Genomic DNA, 21,686 nt, shown 5'->3' on the forward strand with positions numbered 1-21,686 from the left:
GTATAAAACGGCTGTTCGTTCCTCTGGTTGCTTAACTGACGTTGACAACTATTCCTCTGGGGAAGACTGGGACCTTGCGGTTTTTTTGTCTTCAGTCGTGCTGTTGAGCGGAAAGCGAATCGCTCCGCTCCTCAGAAAAAGCCAGTTTCAATATTTGATTAAACCTTAACTGGTTATTGTCATTCTAATGCACTGATTCGTAATAATGACTTGAGCCAATGACACCGACGGATCTGGTCCTTTCGAAAATCCGTGACTACCTAAAGGACATCAGTCCGCAGGCGGTGCAAACGCTCGTCCGAAAGCTGGAAAAAGCGCAGGAAACCGGCCGCAAGGATCCTCATGCGGACGTTATCCTTGCCGTTGCCGTCGAACTGCTCAGGAAGCCGGATTTTCTCGAGCCGGACCTTCATGACGGCGTGGTGCGGCGCAATCAGGTGCAGCGTCATTTTTTTTCCACGCTCGATGAGTTTTTGATCAATGAACGGCTTCCCACACGCCAGGAAGGCCGGATTTACCGCCCCATTCTGGGCCGGGTCTGGCGCTGGCTGGGCCGCGACATTCTGCAAGGCGACATCAAGATGGTGCTCGGCGAAGCTGAAAAGCCATCGGTGAGCGACGAGCGGATTGATAATCTGGTGATTGGTCTCCGTCGGCGCAGTGTCGACGCGATCGGTTCCGCGCTGGACAAGATGCCTGACAGCGACCGGGACCGGCGCCGGATTGCAGCCGAAATGGGCGGAGAGCGTGGCCTGGCCGAATTGCGCGATCTCTATAAAATTTTTGCCGCGGAAAAATGGCTGGTGCCGCTGCTCAACACGATGCCGGACAGCCTCAATGAAAACCGCTTCAAACGGGACATGGACGTCTTGGGCCTGGTCAACAAGGTCGACGAGGTCTACCCGGATCACCTGCCCATTGTGGCCTCGGCGCTGCTTGAGCGATCGACCAGCCCGTCTGCGCTGTGCGCGTTCGCCGGACGGCTTGCCAAGTCCACCGATGCAAAGGCGATCGAGGCGTCGAAATATTCCACATTTGTCGACGCGGTGTTGAGCGAAGCCGAACGTCTCAACATCCTGGCCGTTGAACACCGTTCGCACAATCCGGACCCGGTCGCATTTTCCCAGGCGCTGTCAGAGTTTCACCGGCTTGTACAGGGGGTGGAGCGGGACATGGACATGTCTTCCGCAGCCAATTGGCGCGGCCGGCTGTCGACCACGAAACGCAGTATATCCGAGGTGGTGGAACAGGAGTTGCGCGGCGCGCACGGGGCGGTGCGCCGTGCGCTTCAGGTGCCCAAGGTTCTGCCGACTGGCGAGGTGGAACTTGATCAGCGCGCGGTAGATGATGCCGTGCGGGCGGTTAAGGTTGTCGTCTTGGCGCGCAATGCCACACAGACGCTTGCGGTCAATGATATTGGAAAACGCACCCGGCAAACGGTTGAACAAACACTCGAAATCGTGACACGAGGCCTGTTTTCCGACATCGCCAAAGTCAATGGTCCTCAGCTTGATGCACAATTTGCTGCGGTCGATGTCGCGGTGATGCTCTGCGAGATTTATTACGGCCCGGAATATGCGGCGCAGCTTCGCCGGCGCAGGCAAAGCGCAAAGCTTGCCAAAGAGCAGCAGCCAGAGCCGCCAAAACCAGCAAAAGGGCGGGGTTTGCCCCCGCATGTCCGCCGGATTTCTGCCTGATAACCTGACAAAATGACGCGCGCTCGAATGGCGCGACCGCTGGTCACATAAACCTGATCTTGCATTCGGCGTTGCGGCAGGTTCTATAGTGCATCCATGATACTCTGGATTTTGATCGCCGCGATGACCGCGGCCGCTGCCCTTTCGATTTTGGTCCCGCTGGCTCACACGCGCGCGGAAGAACCTGCTGAAGACGTGCAAACGGCGGATGAAGCCGTGTATCGTCAACAGCTTGAGGAAGTTGAGCGCGATCTGGACCGCGGCCTTATTGATCCTGCCGCAGCGGAGGCAGCGCGCACGGAAATCGCCCGCCGTCTTTTGGCAGCGCATGAGCGCGGGCAGAACGGCCGCAAAAGCGCCGAATCTAAGTCGTCCTTGCGCACGGCCCAAGTGATTGCAGTCGCCGTTCTTCCCATGTTTGCGCTCGGGCTCTATCTGTTTCTTGGCGCGCCGGGCATGCCGGACCAGCCCCTGTCTGCCCGCATGACCGCACCGGCGGAGGATCAGTCGGTCGACGTGCTTGTCGCCCGGGTGGAGAAGCATCTGGCCGAAAACCCCGAGGATGGACAGGGGTGGGTGGTGGTCGCGCCGGTCTATATGCAGCTCGGCAAACCCGAGCAGGCTGCCCAAGCCTATGCCAATGCGATTCGGCTGCTTGGCCGCCGCGACGATTGGGAGGCCAACCTGGGTGAAGCTTTGACAGTTGCCAATGACGGCATCGTCAATGTGGCGGCGCGCGAGGCGTTCGAACGCGCCATTGCGCTTGAACCAGAGGCGATCAAACCTCGCTTTTTCCTGGCGCTTGCTCTCGGTCAGGAGGGGAAAACCGAAGCGGCGATAGCGGCCTGGCAAGACCTCCTGGAAGGGGCCGATCCCCGCGAGGCTTGGGTTGCCTCTGCGGTGAGCTCGCTTGAGCGACTCGGCGGAACCGTGCCGGAGATGGGGGACGGATTGAGGGGGCCGGATCAGGAGCAAATGGCGGCCGCCTCCCAGATGATGCCGGAAGATCGACAGCAAATGATCGAAGGCATGGTTGCAGGTTTGGACGCGCGGCTTAAATCTGACGGCGGCAGCGCAGATGAGTGGGCGCAGTTGATGCGGGCGCAGGTGGTTCTTGGCAACGAGGACGCTGCGCGGGAAGCGTTTGAGCTGGCGCAGGCGGCCTTTGAGGGCGACGAAGAGGCTTTGGCCTCGATCAACGATGCCGCCCGGGAATTCGGCATAATCAAATCCAATTAGGCCGGTAGAGAGAACATGACCGTCAGGGGCGCGGGGTCCTTGCGGTGAGGGACGGATCCAATAAATGACGCGTAAACAACGGCGATTGACACTTATCGGCTCTGCTGGAGCCGTCTTGGCAGTTGCACTGGGCCTTATTCTGTTTGCCTTAAGCGATCAGATCGTTTTCTTCCAAAGCCCGACCGATATCGCGGAAAAAGGTGTGCCGGAGGGCCAGCGCATCCGGCTGGGCGGACTGGTCGAAGAGGGCACTGTTGTACGCTCTGACAATGCCCAGGTATCCTTCAAGGTCACAGACACGGTCAACGCCGTTGCCGTTACCTACCAGGGCATACTGCCGGACCTGTTCCGGGAGGGCCAAGGGATCGTCGCTGAAGGACAAATTGGCACGGATGGCGTATTTGTCGCAGATACGGTCCTTGCGAAACATGATGAAAACTACATCCCTAAGGAAGTCGCCGAAGCGTTGAAGGACAAGGGCCATTGGCAAGGCGAAGAGTGACGACCGGGTTATGCAGGCACAATAGGAAAGGGCGCGGGACACCCACATGATTGTTGAACTTGGACATTATGCGTTGGTACTGACGTTCGCACTGACCTTGATTCAGTCCACCGTTCCGCTGTGGGGCGCTGTACGCGAAGACGACCGGCTGATGGCGATTGCGCCACCGGTCTCTATCGCCATGTTTTTCCTGGTGCTGATCTCTTTCGCGGCCTTGACCATTGCCTATGTCACCTCCGACTTTTCGGTGGTGAATGTGTGGGAAAACTCCCACTCCGCGAAGCCGATGCTATTCAAGATCACCGGTGTGTGGGGCAACCACGAAGGCTCGTTGTTGCTTTGGGTATTGATCCTGGTGTTTTTCGGTGCGCTGGTCGCCTATTTCGGCTCCAACATGCCATCGCCCTTGCGCGCGGCCACGCTTGCAGTGCAGGGCTGGGTGACGGCCGGTTTTGTGCTTTTCATGCTGGCGACGTCTAATCCGTTCAACCGTATTCCGAGCGCACCGATCGAGGGCAATGACCTCAATCCCATCCTTCAGGACATCGGCCTGGCGATCCATCCACCGCTGCTTTACGTCGGCTATGTCGGCTTTTCGATCACGTTTTCTTTCGCTGTTGCGGCCCTGATCCTTGGCCGCATTGATGCGGCTTGGGCCCGCTGGGTGCGCCCCTGGACCCTGCTGGCCTGGGCTTTCCTGACGCTCGGCATCGCGATGGGGTCTTACTGGGCCTACTACGAGCTTGGCTGGGGCGGCTGGTGGTTCTGGGATCCGGTCGAGAACGCGTCCTTCATGCCTTGGCTTGCCGGGACCGCATTGCTGCACTCGGCCATCGTGATGGAGAAGCGGGATGCGCTGAAGGTCTGGACTGTGCTTCTAGCGATCTTCACGTTCTCGCTGTCGCTGCTGGGAACTTTCCTTGTCCGCTCCGGTGTCCTGACCAGTGTGCATGCCTTTGCGACGGATCCGGCGCGCGGTGTGTTTATTCTGGTGCTTCTGTGCCTGTTCATCGGCGGTTCGCTGTCGCTATACGCATGGCGGGCGCCTTTGCTCAAACAGGGTGGCCTGTTCTCGCCGATCAGCCGCGAAGGCGCATTGGTGCTCAACAACCTGTTCCTGTCGGCAGCGACGGCAGCTGTCTTGGTCGGAACGCTTTATCCGCTGGCGCTGGACGCGATCACGGGCGAGAAGATTTCGGTTGGCGAGCCCTTTTTCAATCTGACTTTCGGTCCGCTGATGGTGCCGCTCTTGATGGCGATCCCGTTCGGGCCTGTTCTCGCTTGGAAACGCGGTGACCTTCTGGCGGCTGCAGAGAGGCTCTATGCGGGCTTTGGCATCGCGATCCTTGCCGTCCTGTTCACTTTCTGGCTGTGGGGCATGGAGCGTGTGCTGGCCCCAATCGGTGTCGGCCTTGGCGTGTGGGTGATGGCCGGTGCGATTTGTGAGATCTGGACGCGGGTCAAGCCGCGCGAGGTTGGTCTCAAGCGGGCCTTCGAGCGGCTGAAGGGCCTGCCCGGCGCTGCCTGGGGAACGGCAACGGCCCATTTTGGCGTCGGTGTGACCGTGCTCGGCATTGTGACTGCGTCAGCCTTTCAGGACGAATATGTGCAGACCATGAAGCCCGGCGACACGGTCAACCTGTCCGGCTATGCGGTCACGTTTGATGGTGTTGCGCCGCGGCGCGGCGCCAATTTCATCGAGGATGTGGGGCATTTCACGGTACGCCAGAGCGGCGTTGTCATTGCGGAAATGGAGCCGTCCAAGCGGCTTTACACTGCCCGCCAGTTCCCCACGACAGAGGCCGGCATTCACACGGTCGGGTTCTCGCAGATTTATCTGTCCATGGGTGAAGGCCGGCCGAATGGAGCCATAGATGTACGCGTTTATTTCAAACCGCTCGTCACCCTCATCTGGATCGGCTGCGTGATCATGGCGATCGGCGCGGTATTTTCCATGGCCGACCGGCGCTTGCGGGTCGGGGCGCCCAAGCCGTCTGCGAAACGCTCGCCCCAGCCTTCGGCAACACCGGCGGAGTAACGCAATGACCCGTTTCCTTGCCTCGTTCTGGATCGCATTCACACTCTCACTGGCACCTGCTTTTTCGATCACACCGGATGAGATCCTGGATGATCCGGTTCTCGAGCAGCGGGCGAGGGATCTGTCCGCGAACTTGCGCTGCATGGTGTGTCAGAACCAGTCGATTGATGACAGCGATGCACCGCTGGCCAAGGACTTGCGGGTGCTGGTGCGCGAGCGCCTGGTTGACGGCGACAGCGACGATGAGGTGATCGACTACCTCGTCTCGCGGTATGGGGAATTTGTTCTCCTCAAACCGCGCATGGCTCCGCACACATTCTTTTTGTGGGCGTCCGCGCCACTGGCTCTTGTGCTCGGCCTGATCGCGATTTTCGTGACCTTGAGGCGCCGCAAACCCTCGGAACGCGATGCAATCGGCGGGACGGTTGCGTTGAGCGAGGACGAGAAGGCGAAGCTGGACGCGTTGTTGAACAAAAAGGCCGGCAGCTAAGCCTTGTGCAGCATTCTTCACGGCTGGCGCACCAAGCCGTGATTTGCATGACATGATTCCCAGCTTACCTCAGGATCTGCTTGGTGCTAAGGACCTGAAACGGCTGGGAGACTGAACATGGCGGCACGCCCCTTGAAAATCGAGTTTGAAGGCGCCCACGGCGCGCAACTGGCAGCACGGCTGGACCTGCCGGCCGGCCACATTCGGGCCTACGCACTGTTTGCTCATTGCTTCACCTGCTCCAAGGACATTGCCGCTGCCCGTCAGATCGCCTCCGCGTTAAGCGCGGGAGGCATCGCGGTCCTAAGGTTTGATTTCACCGGTCTTGGCGGCAGCGGCGGAGATTTTTCCTCGACCGACTTTTCCTCAAATGTCGAAGACCTTAAACGTGCGGCCGATTATCTGCGCCAGAATTTCGAAGCGCCCCAGCTGTTGATCGGCCATTCCCTCGGCGGAGCTGCAGTGCTTTCTGCTGCCGGCGACCTTTCCGAGGTCCGGGCTGTTGCAACAATAGGCGCGCCATCCGATGCGGACCATGTTATTCATAATTTTCATGGTGCGCTGGACGAAATCCGCGCCAATGGCGAGGGTGATGTCCAGCTCGCTGGCCGGACCTTCAAGATCCGCAAGGAATTCATCGACGATCTGGAAACTCAAACCGTGCGCCAGAAAGTGGCCGACTTGAAAAAGGCCCTGCTCGTCATGCATGCGCCTCTGGACGAGACGGTTGGCATCGACAACGCCTCAAACATCTTTGTGGCAGCAAAACACCCGAAGAGCTTCGTGACGCTCGACAAGGCTGACCATCTGCTCAGCCGCGAAGACGATGCCGCCTATGCCGCACGGGTGATCGCTGCTTGGGCAAGTGGATATCTGGACAGGGAAGATGCGGTCTCAAAGGGCGATGAATTCGAAGGGGTTGATGTTGCCGAAACGCGCCTTGGCAAGTTTCAGGCGACGGTTTCCACCGGGCATCATCGCCTGATTGCGGACGAACCGGAAAGCTATGGCGGCTTTGACAGCGGCCCGTCGCCCTACGACTACCTGTCCGCTGCGCTTGGTGCTTGCACGGTGATGACCCTGCGCATGTATGCCGACCGCAAGAGAATAGACATCGACCGGATTGGGACGCGTGTCTTGCACGGCAAAGTTCATGCGGCAGATTGCGCGGAGTGCTCCGATGAGCTGCGTGCGCGGCCCGGCAAGATCGACCGGTTCGAGCGCATCATTCAGCTGGAAGGCAATCTGGATGAGCCGACGCGCGCCCGCATGATCGAGATCGCCGACAAGTGTCCGGTGCACAAGACGCTCGAGGCAGGGGCGGCAATCGTCACCAAGGCAGCCGACTAAACCAAATCACGCACGTGCCTAGGCCGCATCCTCCTTCAAGGCGTTGAGGCGCAGGCGGATGAAGGTCAGGGCGCGCCGGGCATCGGCCTCATCGGTCACCGCGTAGTGGCTTTCCCAATTTTCGGCCGCCGATTTCGGCAATTTGAGATGCGCACATCGCGCCTGGCAAAGACCTGAAAACTCGATGTCTCCCACACCGAGCGCACGGCAAATGATGGCGATGCTGTCTATGTCGGGCCTCAGGATCGCATTGGTCACATATTTCTGCTCAAGATTGGAGAGCTCGGCCAGCACGTAGGCAAGATCAAGGATGTTATGGGACAGGGCAAAGCTGGAAAACACCTTGTTCAGCGCCCGTTGTCCGCTGCGGATTTCCCGCACAGAAGCCTTCGCATCAATGCGTGTGTTCCGTCTTTGCAGTTTGCTGGAAGCGACGATCTTGTCGGCCTCGCGGAACAGTTTTTCCACCAGCTCCTGATTTGTTTTATAAAGAAGTTTCAATCGCTTGCGTGTTTCTTCGGGAAGCTGGTCAGTCAGCTTGTCGAGTTCCCCCATGCTGATGTCGTCCCGGTTCAGCATGGTTTCCCTCAGCTCTGAGTCTTTTTCAGACTGCTTGACCAGCAGCTTCATGCCCCACTTCGAAAGTTCCGCACCTTCGTTCGAGGCAACCGACTGCTGAACCGGACGCTCGCCGCGTTCCAGAAGCACATCCGTCAACGCGGCCTCAAGCTGCGATCGTTTCGAAATCGCCAGCAGGTGTGCCTGGCTCTTCACTTTTGCCAGCCGCACGAGATCGTTTGTCGTCAGGACGGACGATGTCTCAAGCATAGGCTTGGCAACCGCAATCACGTCGCTCGCAAGGCTCATGGCCAGTTCCTTGGAGATGGTTGGCACCGGCGCGAGCCGTTCAGACAGTTTTACCCGGTCCTCGTGAGACACAGCTGCCAGCAATTTCTCCAGAACATCGTTAAAGAGGGCAAGTTCTTCGGTCTTGTACCGGTCCGCGCCGATTACGAACAGATCGGTCACATGAGACATGATCCGGCGTCGTTTTTCCGGGGTTGCTTCTTTTGCGAGTTCAATCAGGGTGTTAAGCATGGGAACCTTATTGCTGCGATCGAACGCAGCGTAAGGTCAAAACCTTGATACTTGGCTAAACACCAGAGACAATAACAAGACGCGCGGGAGTGGCTCTGCCGGTCACCGTCCGGCAGATCGTTCAGGCGGCGTCTTCCTTGGCCGTGCCGGGCTTATCAACCGCCCTCAATTTGATCCGCATGAGAGCAAGCAGACGCTCCGCATCATTCGCGTCAAGCGCATGATAGTTGGTCAGCCATTTGTTGGCAGTCGATTCTGGAAACTTCAGGTGCTTGGCTCTGGCCTTGCTGACGGAAGAATATTCCATGGCTCCCAGCCCTACGGCCCGGCACAAGGTGGCAATGCCTGTCGCGTCGAAGCGGATCATGAGATTGTGGACGTATTTCTCGTCCAGATCTGCAAGCTGAGACAAAACCACCATGACCCCGTGGAGGTTCTTGGCCATGGCCATCTGCGAGACGACATTGTTGACGCTGACCTTGCCCATTTTGATGCCGTACAGCCATTGCTCGACCGGTGTGCGCATTGGCTTCGGCACCAGGGGTTCACCGGTTGAGGCCTCGTCGTCGTTGAAAAGATCCTTGATCAGTTCCTCATTTGACTTGCGCAAGTGGCGCAAACGGTCGCCCAGCTGCTTGGGCATGTCCTTGACCACCCGCTCGAAGTCTTCCTTTGTAATCTCGGCGCCAAGGTTCATGGCTACCGATTGGCGCACTTCCGTATGGCCCCGCTCCAAGAGAAGTTTGGTCAGGTCCGGGTCGATATGCTTGCGCTTGGACAGGGCGAGCAGGTGCCCCTGGCCTTTGGTTTTGGCCAGCTCCATCAGGTCTTTTTGAGTTAGAGACTTTGAGTTTTCCAGCATCGACTGGGCGATCTGCAACTCATCTGCGGCCAGTGTTTTGGCAAGAATGGACGAGGTTTGGTCAACCTTGCACAGCTTTTCGGACATGGACTGCCGGGTGTCGACATCAACGCTGTCGACCATTCCTTCCAGGAGACCATTATAAAGGTTGATTTCCTTGGGCTGATTCTGCCCGGACCGCCGGACGAACAGATCCGTCACGTGGCTGACGACTTCCGTGCGCTTGTCAGCGGAACATTCCTTAGCTTTTTCGATAAGGTTATCGATCATTCTCAAACCAAGAGTAGGACGGGCCTTGGAGTTAACGCTAAAAGTCTTTAAATCCGGATAAAGAATGCCGGTTTTGGCGGAAAAGTCGAGCCTGGCAGATATCTGCGGGCCAGCTGCCCGCCCGCCGCCCGCCTCCACAGTCCGATGAAACTGCAAAATGTCTGATCTTCCCATACTTTATTCATTCCGCCGCTGTCCCTACGCCATGCGGGCGAGGCTTGCGATTTTGGCGTCCGGGCAAACAGTCGAATTGCGGGAGATCGTTTTGAGAGACAAAGCGCCCGAATTCCTGGAAGTTTCGCCATCAGCTACGGTGCCATGCCTGGTCCTGCCCGACGGCACGGTCATCGACGAAAGCCTCGACATCATGATCTGGGCTCTTGAAACGGCGGATCCTGAGAACTGGCTTGCACCGTCCGCGGGCGCGCGGCATGACATGCTTGCGCTGATCGCGGAAACCGACGGCCCCTTCAAACGGCATCTGGACAGGTACAAATACGACACGCGCTATGCCGATGCACATAAGGAAACCGAGAGGGCCAAGGCTGCCGAGTTTTTGCACCGGCTGGACCGGCAACTTACAGACACGGGCTGGCTGTATGGGCCTCGTCCAAGTCTTGCCGACTTTGCCATTCTGCCCTTTGTCCGCCAGTTCGCCAATGCCGACCGGGAGTGGTTCGACATCCAGCCCTGGCCGAATCTTCTGACGTGGTTGAGCCGGTTCGAGGCGTCTGCCGAATTCCGGTTGATCATGCCGAAATACAGCTGCTGGACGGCTGGAAGTCTTCCTGTTTTCTTCGGAAGCTGAGAGTTAATACTCATTACAAAAACGTAACCTTCAAGACAGGCGGCTGTAAGGCTCAGTTCATTACTTAACTGAATGACGCGCAGGCCCGGGGCGTAAAAACGGGTCTGCTGAGCGAACGAACAGTCTTGAAGGAAAACGGGATGCAAGACCAAGACACGCAATTTGGACCAAAGAAATCCGCCGCTCGGCGCAGGGCCGGTCTGATGGCCGGGGTAATGGCCCTTGGCCTTGCTGGCGCGCTGACCGCGCAGACTTTGGTACCAAGCCAAATGGCGCTGGCCGATCCGGTACGCGTGGATGCCCAAGCGCCTGCCGATTTCTCCAGCGTTGTGGAGGCGGTGCAGCCCGCCGTGGTATCGGTTCGGGTGAAGCAGGAAGTGCAGCCGCGCATGATGAATTTTGGCGGCGGCAGCCAGGGCGGCATGGAAGACTTCTTCAAGGGCATGCCCGAAGGCCATCCGCTGGAACGCTTCTTCCGCCAGTTCGGTGAGCGCGGCCAGCCCAACCGCGGGCCGCAGCAGGAACGCCCCCGCCAGTTCGGCATGTCTCAAGGCTCGGGCTTCTTTATCACTGAAGACGGATACCTGGTGACGAATCATCACGTGATCGACAAAGGCACCGAATTCACGGTCATCACTGACGATGGCAAGGAATACAACGCCAAGCTGATCGGCGCGGACCAGCGCACCGATCTGGCTCTGCTGAAGGTCGATGCGGATGAAGACTTCACCTATGTGAAATTCGCTGACGATGCCCCGTCGGTCGGCGAATGGGTCGTTGCCATTGGCAACCCGTTCGGTCTTGGCGGCAGCGTAACTGCGGGGATCGTCTCCGCCCGCGGCCGTGATATTGGCGCGGGTCCGTATGACGACTTCATCCAGATCGACGCACCGGTCAACCGCGGCAACTCCGGTGGTCCGGCGTTCAACATGAACGGCGAGGTCATCGGTGTGAACGCTGCGATTTTCTCACCGTCAGGCGGCAATGTCGGCATTGCCTTCGCAATTCCGGCCTCCACGGCAACGAATGTTATCGTTGACCTGAAAGACGGTGGCCAGGTCGTGCGTGGCTGGCTGGGTGTCCAGATCCAGGCCGTGACCGATGATATTGCCGAAAGCCTGGGTCTTGACGAAGCGCGCGGCGCGATCATCGCCGATCCTCAGGACGGCGGCCCTGCCGAGCAGGCAGGCCTTCAGGCCGGCGACACCATTCTGGCCGTCGGTGGCACACAGGTGGATGGCCCCCGCGACCTGTCGCGTCTGATCGCCGGCTACAGTCCGGACAGCAAGGTCGACCTGACCATCTGGCGGAATGGCAAGGAAGAGAGCATCGACGTCACGCTCGGCCGGCTCGAAGATCAACAGGCATCGGCTACGGTTCCAGCGGAAGCTCAAGAGACGGCTCTTGCTGATCTTGGACTGTCGCTCAGCACAGCCCGTCAGGCTGGAGTTGAGGGTGACGGTGTTGTGATCACCGAAGTCGACCCGTCCGGTCCGGCTGGTGCGAAGCGGCTTGTTGCCGGCGACCGTATCCTTGAGGTTGCAGGCCAGCAGGTGTCGACGCCGCAGGATGTCGAAAACGCAATCAGGAAAGCAGAGAAAGACGGCCGCAAGGCGGTTCTGCTGCGGATTGAAAGCAACCAGACCACGCGTTTTGTCGCTTTGCCGATGAACGTCGCCTGAACACCAACTCAACGTCTACAGGGCCGGTAACCCTCTGCCCCCCGTAATCCGGCTCTGTTGCGTCCGCTGGCGGTGAACACTCCTATCCAACCGTTTGTCGCCAGCGGCGCTTTTCAATTGGCCCGAAATATAGGTAAATGGCAGTCATGTTACGGATTCTTATCATCGAGGACGACGCCGGCGCCTCGGCCTATATGGCCAAGGGGTTGAGCGAGCTGGGCCACGTGGCCGACCAGGCAGCCGATGGCGAGCAGGGGCTTGAGCTTGCACAGTCCAGTTCCTACGACGTGCTAATCGTCGATCGCATGCTGCCAAAGCGCGATGGCCTTTCGGTCATCGAAACCCTGCGCCAAACCGGCAATCATACCCCGGTCCTGATTCTGTCGGCACTCGGCCAGGTTGACGACCGGGTGAAGGGCCTGAAAGCGGGCGGCGATGATTATCTGCCCAAGCCCTATGCATTTACCGAGCTGCAGGCGCGTGTTGAAGCACTTGCGCGCCGGCCGAAAAGCGGCGGCGATCTGGAAACTACCTACAAGGTCGGTGATCTTGTTTTGGACCGGCTTGCCCATAGCTGCCGGCGCGGCGATACCGATATTCCGCTGCAGCCGAGGGAATTCAAGCTTCTGGAATATCTGATGCAGCATGCGGGCCGCGTTGTGACCCGGACAATGCTTCTTGAGAATGTTTGGGAGTATCATTTCGACCCGCAGACGAACGTGATCGATGTCCACATCTCCCGCTTGCGCGGCAAGATCGACAAGGGGTTCGCGACACAGCTGCTGCACACCATTCGCGGCGCCGGGTACACGATCCGTGAACCGTCTAACTAGAGTAACGCGCACGACGGCGTTCAAGCTGTCGGCGCTGTATATTTCTGTTTTTACGCTGATTTCAGCGTTCCTGCTCGCTTATATCTACCAAAATACAAATCAGCTGATGTCGGCCCAGGTCACACAGACCGTGGATGCCGAGATCTCCGGACTTGCCGATGAGTATGTGCGCGGCGGTGTGCGCGCGCTGGTGGAGAGCATCGACCGCCGTGCCCGGCGGCCGGATGCCAGCCTTTATCTGCTCACGGACTTCGCCGGAAACGCGATCGCAGGCAACATCGCACGGCTTCCATCCATCATTCTTGATGAAACGGACGGCGGTATACGGCGCGTCCAGTATGCCCGGCTAGAAGCGGACGGCGAAGTTGAGCGCCAGGCGCTTGTACGCATTTTCGAACTGCGCGGCGGCTTCAAGCTGCTCGTCGGCCGTGACCTGGGCGACGAACAGCATTTCGCGGAGCTTTTGGGCGGCGCCATGCGGCTCTGGCTGGTCGTCATCGTCATCATGTCTGCGGTCACTTGGTTGTTTGTCAGCCGCCGGGTAATGAAACGGATCGACGGGATTGCAGAGACCAGCCGCCGGATCATGCACGGTGATTTGTCGGGACGGCTTCCGGTCGCGGGCAATCAGGACGAGTTCGACCGCCTTGCGACCAATCTGAATGACATGCTGGAGCGGATCGAGCTGTTGATGCGTGGCATGAAGGACGTCACCGACAATATCGCCCATGATCTGAAAACGCCATTGACACGCATGCGCAGTCAGGTGGAAACCGCCCTAAGCGAAGGCAAGACCGAGGCAGATTTGCGCGCCGCGCTCGACACGACCCTGCATGAGACCGACAGTCTGATCCGGATATTTGACGCATTGCTGCGGATCGCCCGGATCGAGGCAATGGCGCCCGAATCCGGCATGGAGCCGGTGAATATCTCCCGCCTGATCGAATCGGTCGCCGAACTATACAGCCCTTTGTTGGAAGACGAAGGTGGCGCGTTGACGGTCGATGCCGATCCGGATGTGCGGGCCATTTGCAATGGTGATCTGGTGACGCAGACACTGGTGAATCTCGTTGAAAACGCCCTCAAATATGGCCGCCTTGAAAATGAGCCGTTGCGGCTGGTGATGGCGTGCCATGTGGACGGCGACCGGGTCTGCGTGTCGGTGACCGACAATGGGCCTGGAATTCCGAAATCGCAGCAGGACCGCGTGAAGGCCCGTTTCGTGCGTTTGGATGAAAGCCGCAGTGAGCCCGGATATGGCCTTGGATTAAGCCTTGTAAATGCGGTTGCGCGCTTGCATGGCGGCCAGCTTCTGCTTCAGGATGCGGGCCCTGGATTGACGGCGCAGATGGATTTCAAGCTTGCGCCCGTCGAAGAAAACAACGAGGCGGAGGACAGCGGGAATGAAGGAGAGGCAGAGCGCAGCTGATGAGACGGCGCTTCCCGCAGGACCTCCACTTGCCGACCGACTGGCGGTCGTTCCGAAAACCATCGACCCGGCCCATGCCGACTTGTTCGTCGCAGACCTTTTTGATGGCACGTGCCGCGGTGGTCAAAAACTCGCTTCGCTTCAAGCCGCCCACCCGCGGCTGAAACCATTTCTAACCGGAATCTGCGGCAATTCTGCCTACCTTCGCGATCTGGCCTGCCGCGACCTCGATCGCGTGGCTGGCGTGTTTTCCGAAGCGCCGGAAGACCGTCTGGACCGTCTGATCGCCGAGGCACGGCAGCTGCGAAGCGAAACCGAAGCCGATCTCATGCGGGACTTGCGGGTGCTGAAGCAGGACCTTGCCCTGACGCTCGGTCTTGCTGACATTGCCGGTGCGGTTGATCTGAACCGCGTCACCGGTGCTCTTGCCGGGTTCGCCGATGCAGCGTTGATCGCGAGCATCCGGTTTTTGCTTTCCGACATGGCGAAGCGGGGCAAGTTTGCCCCAAAAAACCCCGAGGAGCCGGACCAGAACTCCGGATTCATTGTTCTGGCCATGGGCAAACACGGGGCGAACGAACTCAACTATTCATCCGATATCGACCTGATCATTCTCTATGATCCGGCCATCACGCCAATGGCCGGGAATGCTGAAGCTCCTGTCGAGTTCGTGCGCATGACCCGGCGGCTGGTCAAGATCATGCAGGAGCGCACTGCAGACGGCTACATCTTCAGAACCGATCTGCGCCTGCGCCCGGATCCCGGCGCAACCCCGCTTGCCATGTCGGTTCCAGCCGCGCTCGCCTATTATGAGTCGCTCGGCCAGAACTGGGAACGGGCGGCCATGATCAAGGCGCGGTCTTGCGCCGGCGACATTCCGGCGGGCGAGGCGTTTTTAAAGGAAATCCGGCCGTTTATCTGGCGCAAGTACCTGGATTTTGCGGCCATTTCCGATGTTCAGTCGATCAAACGGCAGATCCATCTGCACAAGGGCCATGGTGCGATCGGTGTCGCTGGCCACAATGTGAAGCTGGGGCGTGGCGGGATCCGCGAGGTGGAGTTCTTCGTGCAGACCCAGCAATTGATTGCCGGGGGGCGCAATCCGGAGCTCAGGGGGCGGCGCACGTTGGATATGTTGGACCGGCTACTGGAAAACGCCTGGATCCGCGAAAGCGTGCGCGATGAGCTGAGCGAAGCCTATGTTTTCTTGCGCAAGGTCGAGCACCGCATCCAAATGCTCAACGATGAACAGACACAATTGTTGCCCAAGGACCAAGAAGGGTTGACCCGAATTGCCTATCTTATGGGCTTTGACAGTCTGGCGGACTTCGAGACCGCGCTGGTCCAGCGTCTCAAAACCGTCCAGAGCCACTATGCGGAGCTGTTTGAGGACGAGCCCGGTTTGTCGTCCGACCTGGGAAATCTCGTTTTCACTGGCGATGATCACGACCCGGACACGCTCGAAACCCTGTCGCGGCTCGGCTACAAGCAACCGTCCGAAGCGGCCAATATAATCAAATCGTGGCATTTCGGCCGGTATCCTGCGATGCGGTCGACCAAGGCCCGTGAACGGCTGACCGAGCTGCATCCGGTTCTGGTCGGCGCATTGGCCGCCACAGACAACGCCGATGCCGCGCTGCGCAGCTTTGACAGTTTTCTGGCGAAATTGCCTGCCGGCGTGCCGCTGTTTTCGCTGCTGCGCTCAAACCCGCATCTTCTCAACCTGCTGGCAACTGTTATGGGGTCGGCGCCGCGCATGGCCGAAACCGTATCGCGCCGGGTGCATGTACTGGACAGTGTGCTCGACCCGGCATTTTTCGGTGCGATGCCGAGTGTTCAGGAATTTCGGGACGGGCTGGATCGAACGCTCAATCAGGCCCAATTTTATGAAGAGGCGCTCGACCGGGCCCGGATTTTCACCCAGGAACAGCAGTTCCTGATCGGTCTCAGGCTGATTTCGGACACGCTCAGCGCCGACAAGGTGGGCTTTGCTCTGGCACGGCTTGCCGAAGTGGTTGTCGACCGTCTGCTGTCGCGGGTCATCAAACATGTCGGTGAAAGTCATGGCGGTGTGCCGGGCGGCGAGGTCGCGGTTCTGGCCATGGGCAAACTGGGCGGGCGGGAGATGACCGTTTCGTCCGATCTCGACCTGATCCTGCTGTATGAGGCGCCGGAGGGAGCCAAACAATCTGACGGCAAGCGGCCGCTTGCGATTACCCAGTATTACACCCGTCTGACGCAGAGGCTGGTCACCGCCTTGTCGGCTCCGACCGCCGAGGGCAGTCTATACGAAGTGGATTTTCGTCTTCGTCCATCCGGTAACGCCGGGCCGCTCGCCACCAACCTGGACGGGTTTATTGCTTATCAAAAGACTGATGCCTGGACCTGGGAGCACATGGCGCTGACCCGCGCGCGGGTGATTGCCTGTTCGTCTGACGCATTCAAGGACAAGATCAACGCGACCCTGGCCGAGACCCTGTCAGAGCCGCGTGACCGTCAGCAACTCGCCGATGATGTGCGCTCCATGCGGGCGCGGATCGAGAAGGAGAAAGGCACGAAGGATATCTGGGATCTCAAACAGGTCGCGGGCGGTTTGGTCGATATCGAGTTCATTGCCCAGTGCTACCAGCTCGCCTATGCCCACAAACACCCGCAGATCCTGGCGCAATCCACTGAACAGGCGCTGCAAAACCTGCGCGATGCGGGCAAACTGGAGGCGGGCGACGCGGACCTTCTGCTCAAGGCTCTGGGGCTGTATCAGCGCCTGACACAGGTGTTGCGCATGGCGGTCTCGGGTAAGTTTAATCCGGCCGAAACCACGCGCGGCGTTCTGGATCTGCTGGTGCATGCCGGTGGCGCGCCGAACTTTCATCATCTGGAACTGGAGCTTGCCGACATCCAGGCCAGTGTCCGCGGCACATTCGTGAAGCTGATTGGACCGGTCGAGGCGATCGACCCTAAATAGCGCGGGCCTTGAGCGCGGCGGGGCGGTCCGGTAACAGACAGGTGCAGACGCCGTAAAGTGCTTCGTGAAGCCATTGAAATATTTGCAGAGTTTAAAGTGATAGCTCCTGACATGCCTGCGATCCTACCCCCGGTTCGCAGAGGAATAGTGACCCTTTCAAACGACCGCCGGCTAACCTGGTCGGAATGGGGACAGGCCGGCGCCATGCCAATCCTGTTTGTCACGGGGGCGGGGATGGACGGTTCGCTTGGTTTCGGTGAAGAGGTGCTCGACGACCTGGGTCTTAGGCTGATTGCACCGGACCGCCCGGGCCTGGGCGGGTCGGACAAGGATCCGGCCAAGACGCTGACAAGCGTTGCCGAAGACTTTGCCGGGCTCGCCGCGCAGCTTGAAACCGGCCCGATGCCCATCGTGGCTTTCTCCCAGGGTGCGCCATTTGCTCTTGCCATGGCTGCCCGTGGCGGGTTTGGCCCGGTTGCGCTGGTTTCCGGTCAAGATGATCTTGGTCATCAAGCATTCTCAGGACAGCTTCCGCCTGAAGTGGCCCATATGGTGCACCAGGCTGCAACGGATCCTAACGGATTTTTGGAGATGATGACCCGCATTGCCGAACCGGGCGGCTTGTTTGATCTGATCCTGTCCATGTCGTCGGCTGCGGACAAGGCGCGTTATGGTTCGGAGCCTTTTGCAAGTGCATACAGGAGGGCGCTCCAGGGCGGCTTCCGTCAGGGACCGGAAGGTTATGCCCGCGACACGTTAGCTGCATTTGGTGCCTGGCCGTTTGACTTGGAAGAGATTTCAGGCCGCGTCGCGCTCTGGTATGGCGCGCAGGACAAGAGCCCGGTTCATTCCCCCGATTTCGGCAAAACGCTTTCCTGCCGCTTGCCGAACGCAGTCCGTCACGTTTTGAGCCGTGAGGGCGGTGCCCTGTTGTGGACCCGGGCCCGCGATATCCTGTCAGATCTCAAGGCCGCTACTCAGGCCGTATCGGGCAGTGAGCCAAACGGTTGATTTAATGGTGCCTCACCAACGCTCCAGGCACAAAAAAGTGCGCCAGAAAGGCGCCCTTTCCTGTTTGTGAAGGGCGCTGCGTTAACGCGCGCCGCCTTCGTGTTCCTGGCCGAAGAACGTACCGCCCAGCTGTCCGCCGGTGCTCATATGATTGGCGACACGCTTGATGCGGGCGGCTTCTTGCTTGGCTTCCAGCTCGCGTTTTTCCTTGTTTGTCATGGCGATATCCTTTCGCGTTTGGTTGCGGGAAGGAAAACGCGAAAGCCTGCGCGGGGTTCCGAAACAGCCGTAAAAATTTCTCCAGCAATTCCGCAACGTGTCTCCCGGCTATTTGGTTGCCTGCGTTCAGGCGGAAGCTGACCGCCGTTCGGTGGCCGGCTTTGCAGAGGATACCGTGCGTACCGCAGAGCGGCCCGATGAGCGGACCAGCGATGTCCAGCCGCTAGCCCAACGCTGTCCGCCATCTCGGGGTCGTTGGGCGTTGCTCTGAATTGTGGACCCTGGCCTGCAAGATTCTATCGGCATCGAGGTGGATTGAACGGGCTATGTGCTCAAGATGGGGGAATTGGCTGTTTTCATTGGTGCTCGATTGAGCGTTCAATGCGCATTTGTGTCACGAAATGATGCTCTAACGAGCAGAAAACTGTCTCAAATTTCAGATAGATAGCAAATGTCAGGGCCGGGGCGGTCCTGTCGGAAAAGCGTCTGCCGGTCTGAGGGCACCTGCTTCTGGGGTTTCATGCGCATGGATCGCAAGGGTAGAATTTTGGAAATTGCTCAGCGTGACGGCCGGGTTGCGGTGGAACAGCTGGCCGGTGACCTCAGCGTTTCCGCGCACACGATCCGGCGCGATATCAATGCCCTGTGCCAAGAGGCCAAGCTGCGCAGGCTGCATGGGGGCGCAGAGTTCATCGAAAGCTCGAGAAACGTCGCGTACGAAGCGCGTGCTGTCCTGAACTATGAGGCCAAAAAGGCAATTAACTTGCCAAGGGTGCTGAATCTTAAAGCAGCTCGGGCTGTGTCTCAGTCGTTTTGTGGCCGGCCGGCAGGCTGAAGCTGACCGTCGTCCCGTGGCCGACTTCGGAGCGGATATCGAGCGTTCCGCCGTGAAGTTCGATCAGCGAGCGGGCGATGGCCAGTCCGAGGCCAGATCCCTTGTGGGTCTTGGTGAACTGGTTTTCCACCTGCACGAAGGGCTGCGCCAGCCGCTTGATATCGGCAGCGGCAATGCCAATGCCCGTGTCGGTGATGTCGAAATGCACCTGCTCGGCATCGGCCCACGCCGTCAGGCTGACTTCGCCGTCTTCCGGGGTGAATTTCACGGCGTTGGCCAAAAGGTTCAAGAAGACTTGTTTGAGCGAGCGCCGATCGGCCAGAACCGTGACGTCCTCGGCCACTTCGCAATTGACGGTGATGCGTTTCTCGATTGCTGCCGTGGTGATAATCCGGCTGGCGTCGCGTGCGGCATCGGCAACCGGGATCTGCTCCGGTTCGATCGACATACGGCCGGCTTCGATCTTTGACATGTCGAGAATGTCATTGATCACGTTCAGCAAATAGGTGCCGCTGTTGTGAATGTCATTGCAATATTCCGAATAGCGTCCGCTGCCGAGCGGGCCGAACATCTGCTGGTTCATAATGTCGGAAAAGCCGATGATGGCGTTGAGCGGTGTGCGCAGTTCGTGCGAGATGTTGGCGAGGAACTCCGATTTCGCCCGGTTGGCGTTCTCGGCGTTGGTTTTTTCCTGACCGTATTTTTCGGCCAGCTCAACCAGCTGCTGCGCTTGGACTTCAAGGGTTTGGCGGGACTTTTGCAGATCGGTGACCGTTGCCTTCAGCCGTTTTTCGCTGTCCATCAGCTTTTCTTCATGCTGCTTCAGCGCGGTAATGTCGGTGCCGACCGAAACGAAGCCGCCATCCTTGGTCCGGCGTTCTGAGATTTGCAGCCAGCGGCCGTCTTCCAGCTGCGCTTCATAGCTGCCTTCAGGGGCATCACCGCGCTGGCTGATTTTGACCGGGTGCGGGGCCAATTCGGTGTTTGTGGCTGCTGCCATGACGTCCTGATAGGGCGTGCCGGGCTTGATCGCGTCCTGAGGCAGCTTGTGCAGCGCCTGATAGTTCGAATTGCAGATCACCAGCTCGTTCTTGGCGTTCCACAAAACGAAGGCTTCCGAGATTGTCTCGATTGCATCGCGCAGGCGCAGGTCCGCGGTGCGGCTCAGTTCGGCAAGTTCGTGCTGCTCGGTGACGTCAATGCAGATGCCGATCAGGTGCGGTTCACTGCGGCCGGGATCCGACTGGATTTCGCCGCGGGCGCGCAACCAGATCCAGCGTCCGTCGGCATGGCGCATGCGGAACATCTGATCGACGGTACCTGCGCCGCTGTCCAGAAGATGTTCGGCCAGCGCAAACAGGTCGACGTCTTCCGGATGGGTCATCGCGGAGACTTCAGAGAAGCTGAGAATGTCGTCCTGGGGTGTGCGCCCCAAAAGCTCATACAGCGAAGAGGACCAGAAAACACGTCCGCGCGACAAGTCCCAATCGAACAGGCCGCAACGGCCATGGTTCAAAGCCGTGTCGATCCGGCTGCGGGTCGCAGCGTACATGTCGTCGGCCTGTTCGGCCCGGGTGGCCTGGGCAAAAAACGCATAGACCAGGACGAGGAGCACACTCGCGGTGCCGACAAACATGGTGACATTTGCCGAAACATCGGACCGCCAGCTGGCAAACGCCTCGCTCTCGGGCTGAAGAACCGCAACCATTCCAAGCCGGTCGTTTTGCAGATGTCGGGCGGCGGCATACGCGTTGATCGTGCCATCGCCTGGAGAAAGCTCCGTCTCAATCAGCATCACGCCTGCCCGGGCGCCAAAGACGGCAAGCGGCTGAGACGCGCCGAACAGATCATCTAGCGGACGGTTTTCCAGCCCCGGCTGCATCGGAGCACTGGCGATCACCATGCCATCCGCATCGCTGACCAGAACAATCCTGCCAAAGCGGGTCATGCCCGAAGGCAGGCTATCGGCAAGAGCACGCTGCAGGCCGGAGCGGAAGCCTTGTTCGGGAAGGTCCTGTGTTTCCAGCACAAGCTGTGCCGCAATCAGCGCGGAGGATAACTCAATTTCGCTGCGGACCTGCCGGTCGCGGGCGTCGTGCTCGTAGGACAGGTCAATGGTTCGGAAAACGGCAAGACTTGCGACAAAAATCAGACAAAGCGCCGGAATGATCCGGCGCATCAGGGGTTCAGAGCGCAGCAGGTGCTGATAGGTCGGTTCTGCGAGCAGGCGCAGATGTCCGGTCAAGGTCCGGTCGCTGGTCTGTTTTCTTTTGGGCCGGATATGGCGTCGCGTGGACGCGCTGCCGGCAGATGCCCGCGCCATCGGAAATGTGCCCCGATTACTTGAATTTACCGCCG

At 59.1% G+C, this 21,686-nt stretch carries 18 protein-coding genes; 13 read left to right on the forward strand and 5 right to left on the reverse strand.

Going from position 1 to position 21,686, the window contains the following annotated elements; translation table 11 throughout:
- Window positions 1-218: 218 nt before the first annotated feature.
- From JM93_RS07765 to JM93_RS07790, 6 genes are all read left to right on the forward strand, one after another.
- Entirely contained in the window at window positions 219-1,697 is a 1,479-nt protein-coding gene (locus JM93_RS07765) for a hypothetical protein (protein ID WP_196220720.1), read from the forward strand.
- Window positions 1,698-1,793: 96 nt separating this feature from the next.
- Window positions 1,794-2,936 (forward strand): c-type cytochrome biogenesis protein CcmI, encoded by a 1,143-nt coding sequence (gene ccmI, locus JM93_RS07770; protein WP_145341994.1) that lies wholly within the window; start codon window positions 1,794-1,796, stop codon window positions 2,934-2,936.
- A gap of 64 nt (window positions 2,937-3,000) precedes the next feature.
- Window positions 3,001-3,438 (forward strand): cytochrome c maturation protein CcmE, encoded by a 438-nt coding sequence (ccmE, locus tag JM93_RS07775; RefSeq protein WP_145341996.1) that lies wholly within the window; start codon window positions 3,001-3,003, stop codon window positions 3,436-3,438.
- 46 nt (window positions 3,439-3,484) lie between these two features.
- Window positions 3,485-5,476: a heme lyase CcmF/NrfE family subunit gene (locus JM93_RS07780; protein WP_145341998.1), complete on the forward strand. Its 1,992-nt coding sequence runs from the start codon at window positions 3,485-3,487 to the stop codon at window positions 5,474-5,476.
- Window positions 5,477-5,480: 4 nt separating this feature from the next.
- Window positions 5,481-5,966, forward strand: a complete 486-nt coding sequence (locus tag JM93_RS07785; RefSeq protein WP_145342000.1) for a cytochrome c-type biogenesis protein — start codon at window positions 5,481-5,483, stop codon at window positions 5,964-5,966.
- A 117-nt stretch (window positions 5,967-6,083) separates the two neighbouring features.
- Window positions 6,084-7,316 (forward strand): bifunctional alpha/beta hydrolase/OsmC family protein, encoded by a 1,233-nt coding sequence (locus JM93_RS07790; RefSeq protein WP_145342002.1) that lies wholly within the window; start codon window positions 6,084-6,086, stop codon window positions 7,314-7,316.
- 18 nt (window positions 7,317-7,334) lie between these two features.
- Here JM93_RS07790 and JM93_RS07795 read toward each other — a convergent pair whose 3' ends face one another.
- Both JM93_RS07795 and JM93_RS07800 read right to left on the reverse strand, forming a co-directional pair.
- The gene (locus JM93_RS07795) at window positions 7,335-8,414 is read right to left on the reverse strand and encodes a DUF2336 domain-containing protein (RefSeq protein WP_145342004.1); all 1,080 of its coding nucleotides are present in this window, start codon (window positions 8,412-8,414) and stop codon (window positions 7,335-7,337) included.
- Between the two features lie 121 nt (window positions 8,415-8,535).
- A complete protein-coding gene (locus JM93_RS07800; protein WP_145342006.1) occupies window positions 8,536-9,546 on the reverse strand; it encodes a DUF2336 domain-containing protein in 1,011 nt (336 codons plus the stop codon).
- Window positions 9,547-9,703: 157 nt separating this feature from the next.
- Between JM93_RS07800 and JM93_RS07805 the strand changes: the two genes are divergently transcribed.
- The 6 genes from JM93_RS07805 to JM93_RS07830 all read left to right on the forward strand — a co-directional run bounded on the left by JM93_RS07805 (window position 9,704) and on the right by JM93_RS07830 (window position 18,274).
- Window positions 9,704-10,354, forward strand: coding sequence for a glutathione S-transferase (locus JM93_RS07805; protein WP_145342008.1), 651 nt, complete (start codon window positions 9,704-9,706; stop codon window positions 10,352-10,354).
- A gap of 140 nt (window positions 10,355-10,494) precedes the next feature.
- A complete protein-coding gene (locus JM93_RS07810) occupies window positions 10,495-12,036 on the forward strand; it encodes a Do family serine endopeptidase (RefSeq protein ID WP_244300783.1) in 1,542 nt (513 codons plus the stop codon).
- A gap of 146 nt (window positions 12,037-12,182) precedes the next feature.
- The gene (locus tag JM93_RS07815) at window positions 12,183-12,869 is read left to right on the forward strand and encodes a response regulator transcription factor (RefSeq protein ID WP_145342010.1); all 687 of its coding nucleotides are present in this window, start codon (window positions 12,183-12,185) and stop codon (window positions 12,867-12,869) included.
- On the forward strand, window positions 12,853-14,298 hold the full coding sequence (locus JM93_RS07820; RefSeq protein ID WP_145342012.1) for a sensor histidine kinase: 1,446 nt from the start codon (window positions 12,853-12,855) through the stop codon (window positions 14,296-14,298). The genes JM93_RS07815 and JM93_RS07820 overlap by 17 nt, the downstream gene beginning before the upstream one ends.
- A complete protein-coding gene (locus JM93_RS07825; RefSeq protein WP_145342014.1) occupies window positions 14,273-17,263 on the forward strand; it encodes a bifunctional [glutamine synthetase] adenylyltransferase/[glutamine synthetase]-adenylyl-L-tyrosine phosphorylase in 2,991 nt (996 codons plus the stop codon). Before JM93_RS07820 ends, JM93_RS07825 begins: the two co-directional genes overlap by 26 nt.
- Window positions 17,264-17,410: 147 nt before the next feature.
- A complete protein-coding gene (locus JM93_RS07830; RefSeq protein WP_145342016.1) occupies window positions 17,411-18,274 on the forward strand; it encodes an alpha/beta hydrolase in 864 nt (287 codons plus the stop codon).
- A gap of 81 nt (window positions 18,275-18,355) precedes the next feature.
- On the opposite strand, the gene JM93_RS21695 is transcribed toward JM93_RS07830, so the two are convergent.
- Both JM93_RS21695 and JM93_RS22105 read right to left on the reverse strand, forming a co-directional pair.
- Complete coding sequence (locus JM93_RS21695; protein ID WP_155197555.1) at window positions 18,356-18,493, reverse strand: hypothetical protein; 138 nt, start codon at window positions 18,491-18,493, stop codon at window positions 18,356-18,358.
- Between the two features lie 454 nt (window positions 18,494-18,947).
- Window positions 18,948-19,169: a hypothetical protein gene (locus JM93_RS22105; protein ID WP_244300784.1), complete on the reverse strand. Its 222-nt coding sequence runs from the start codon at window positions 19,167-19,169 to the stop codon at window positions 18,948-18,950.
- Between JM93_RS22105 and JM93_RS22380 the strand changes: the two genes are divergently transcribed.
- The gene (locus tag JM93_RS22380) at window positions 19,074-19,328 is read left to right on the forward strand and encodes a DeoR family transcriptional regulator (RefSeq protein ID WP_425280817.1); all 255 of its coding nucleotides are present in this window, start codon (window positions 19,074-19,076) and stop codon (window positions 19,326-19,328) included. The genes JM93_RS22105 and JM93_RS22380 overlap by 96 nt on opposite strands.
- Here the strand turns inward: JM93_RS22380 and JM93_RS07840 are convergent.
- Entirely contained in the window at window positions 19,276-21,651 is a 2,376-nt protein-coding gene (locus tag JM93_RS07840) for an ATP-binding protein (protein WP_145342019.1), read from the reverse strand. The genes JM93_RS22380 and JM93_RS07840 overlap by 53 nt on opposite strands.
- Window positions 21,652-21,686: the final 35 nt, after the last annotated feature.

Source organism: Roseibium hamelinense, from assembly GCF_007830545.1.
In the GTDB taxonomy this organism is placed as follows: Bacteria; Pseudomonadota; Alphaproteobacteria; order Rhizobiales; family Stappiaceae; genus Roseibium; species Roseibium hamelinense.

What these genes read in the sequence shown, in the direction of transcription:
- JM93_RS07765 (WP_196220720.1), top strand. Translation starts at nt 219, where the DNA reads ATGACACCGACGGATCTGGTCCTTTCGAAAATCCGTGACTACCTAAAG.
- ccmI (WP_145341994.1), top strand. Translation starts at nt 1,794, where the DNA reads ATGATACTCTGGATTTTGATCGCCGCGATGACCGCGGCCGCTGCCCTT.
- ccmE (WP_145341996.1), top strand. Translation starts at nt 3,001, where the DNA reads ATGACGCGTAAACAACGGCGATTGACACTTATCGGCTCTGCTGGAGCC.
- JM93_RS07780 (WP_145341998.1), top strand. Translation starts at nt 3,485, where the DNA reads ATGATTGTTGAACTTGGACATTATGCGTTGGTACTGACGTTCGCACTG.
- JM93_RS07785 (WP_145342000.1), top strand. Translation starts at nt 5,481, where the DNA reads ATGACCCGTTTCCTTGCCTCGTTCTGGATCGCATTCACACTCTCACTG.
- JM93_RS07790 (WP_145342002.1), top strand. Translation starts at nt 6,084, where the DNA reads ATGGCGGCACGCCCCTTGAAAATCGAGTTTGAAGGCGCCCACGGCGCG.
- JM93_RS07795 (WP_145342004.1), bottom strand. Translation starts at nt 8,414, where the DNA reads ATGCTTAACACCCTGATTGAACTCGCAAAAGAAGCAACCCCGGAAAAA.
- JM93_RS07800 (WP_145342006.1), bottom strand. Translation starts at nt 9,546, where the DNA reads ATGATCGATAACCTTATCGAAAAAGCTAAGGAATGTTCCGCTGACAAG.
- JM93_RS07805 (WP_145342008.1), top strand. Translation starts at nt 9,704, where the DNA reads ATGTCTGATCTTCCCATACTTTATTCATTCCGCCGCTGTCCCTACGCC.
- JM93_RS07810 (WP_244300783.1), top strand. Translation starts at nt 10,495, where the DNA reads ATGCAAGACCAAGACACGCAATTTGGACCAAAGAAATCCGCCGCTCGG.
- JM93_RS07815 (WP_145342010.1), top strand. Translation starts at nt 12,183, where the DNA reads ATGTTACGGATTCTTATCATCGAGGACGACGCCGGCGCCTCGGCCTAT.
- JM93_RS07825 (WP_145342014.1), top strand. Translation starts at nt 14,273, where the DNA reads ATGAAGGAGAGGCAGAGCGCAGCTGATGAGACGGCGCTTCCCGCAGGA.
- JM93_RS21695 (WP_155197555.1), bottom strand. Translation starts at nt 18,493, where the DNA reads ATGACAAACAAGGAAAAACGCGAGCTGGAAGCCAAGCAAGAAGCCGCC.
- JM93_RS22105 (WP_244300784.1), bottom strand. Translation starts at nt 19,169, where the DNA reads ATGCAGCCTGCGCAGCTTGGCCTCTTGGCACAGGGCATTGATATCGCG.
- JM93_RS07840 (WP_145342019.1), bottom strand. Translation starts at nt 21,651, where the DNA reads ATGGCGCGGGCATCTGCCGGCAGCGCGTCCACGCGACGCCATATCCGG.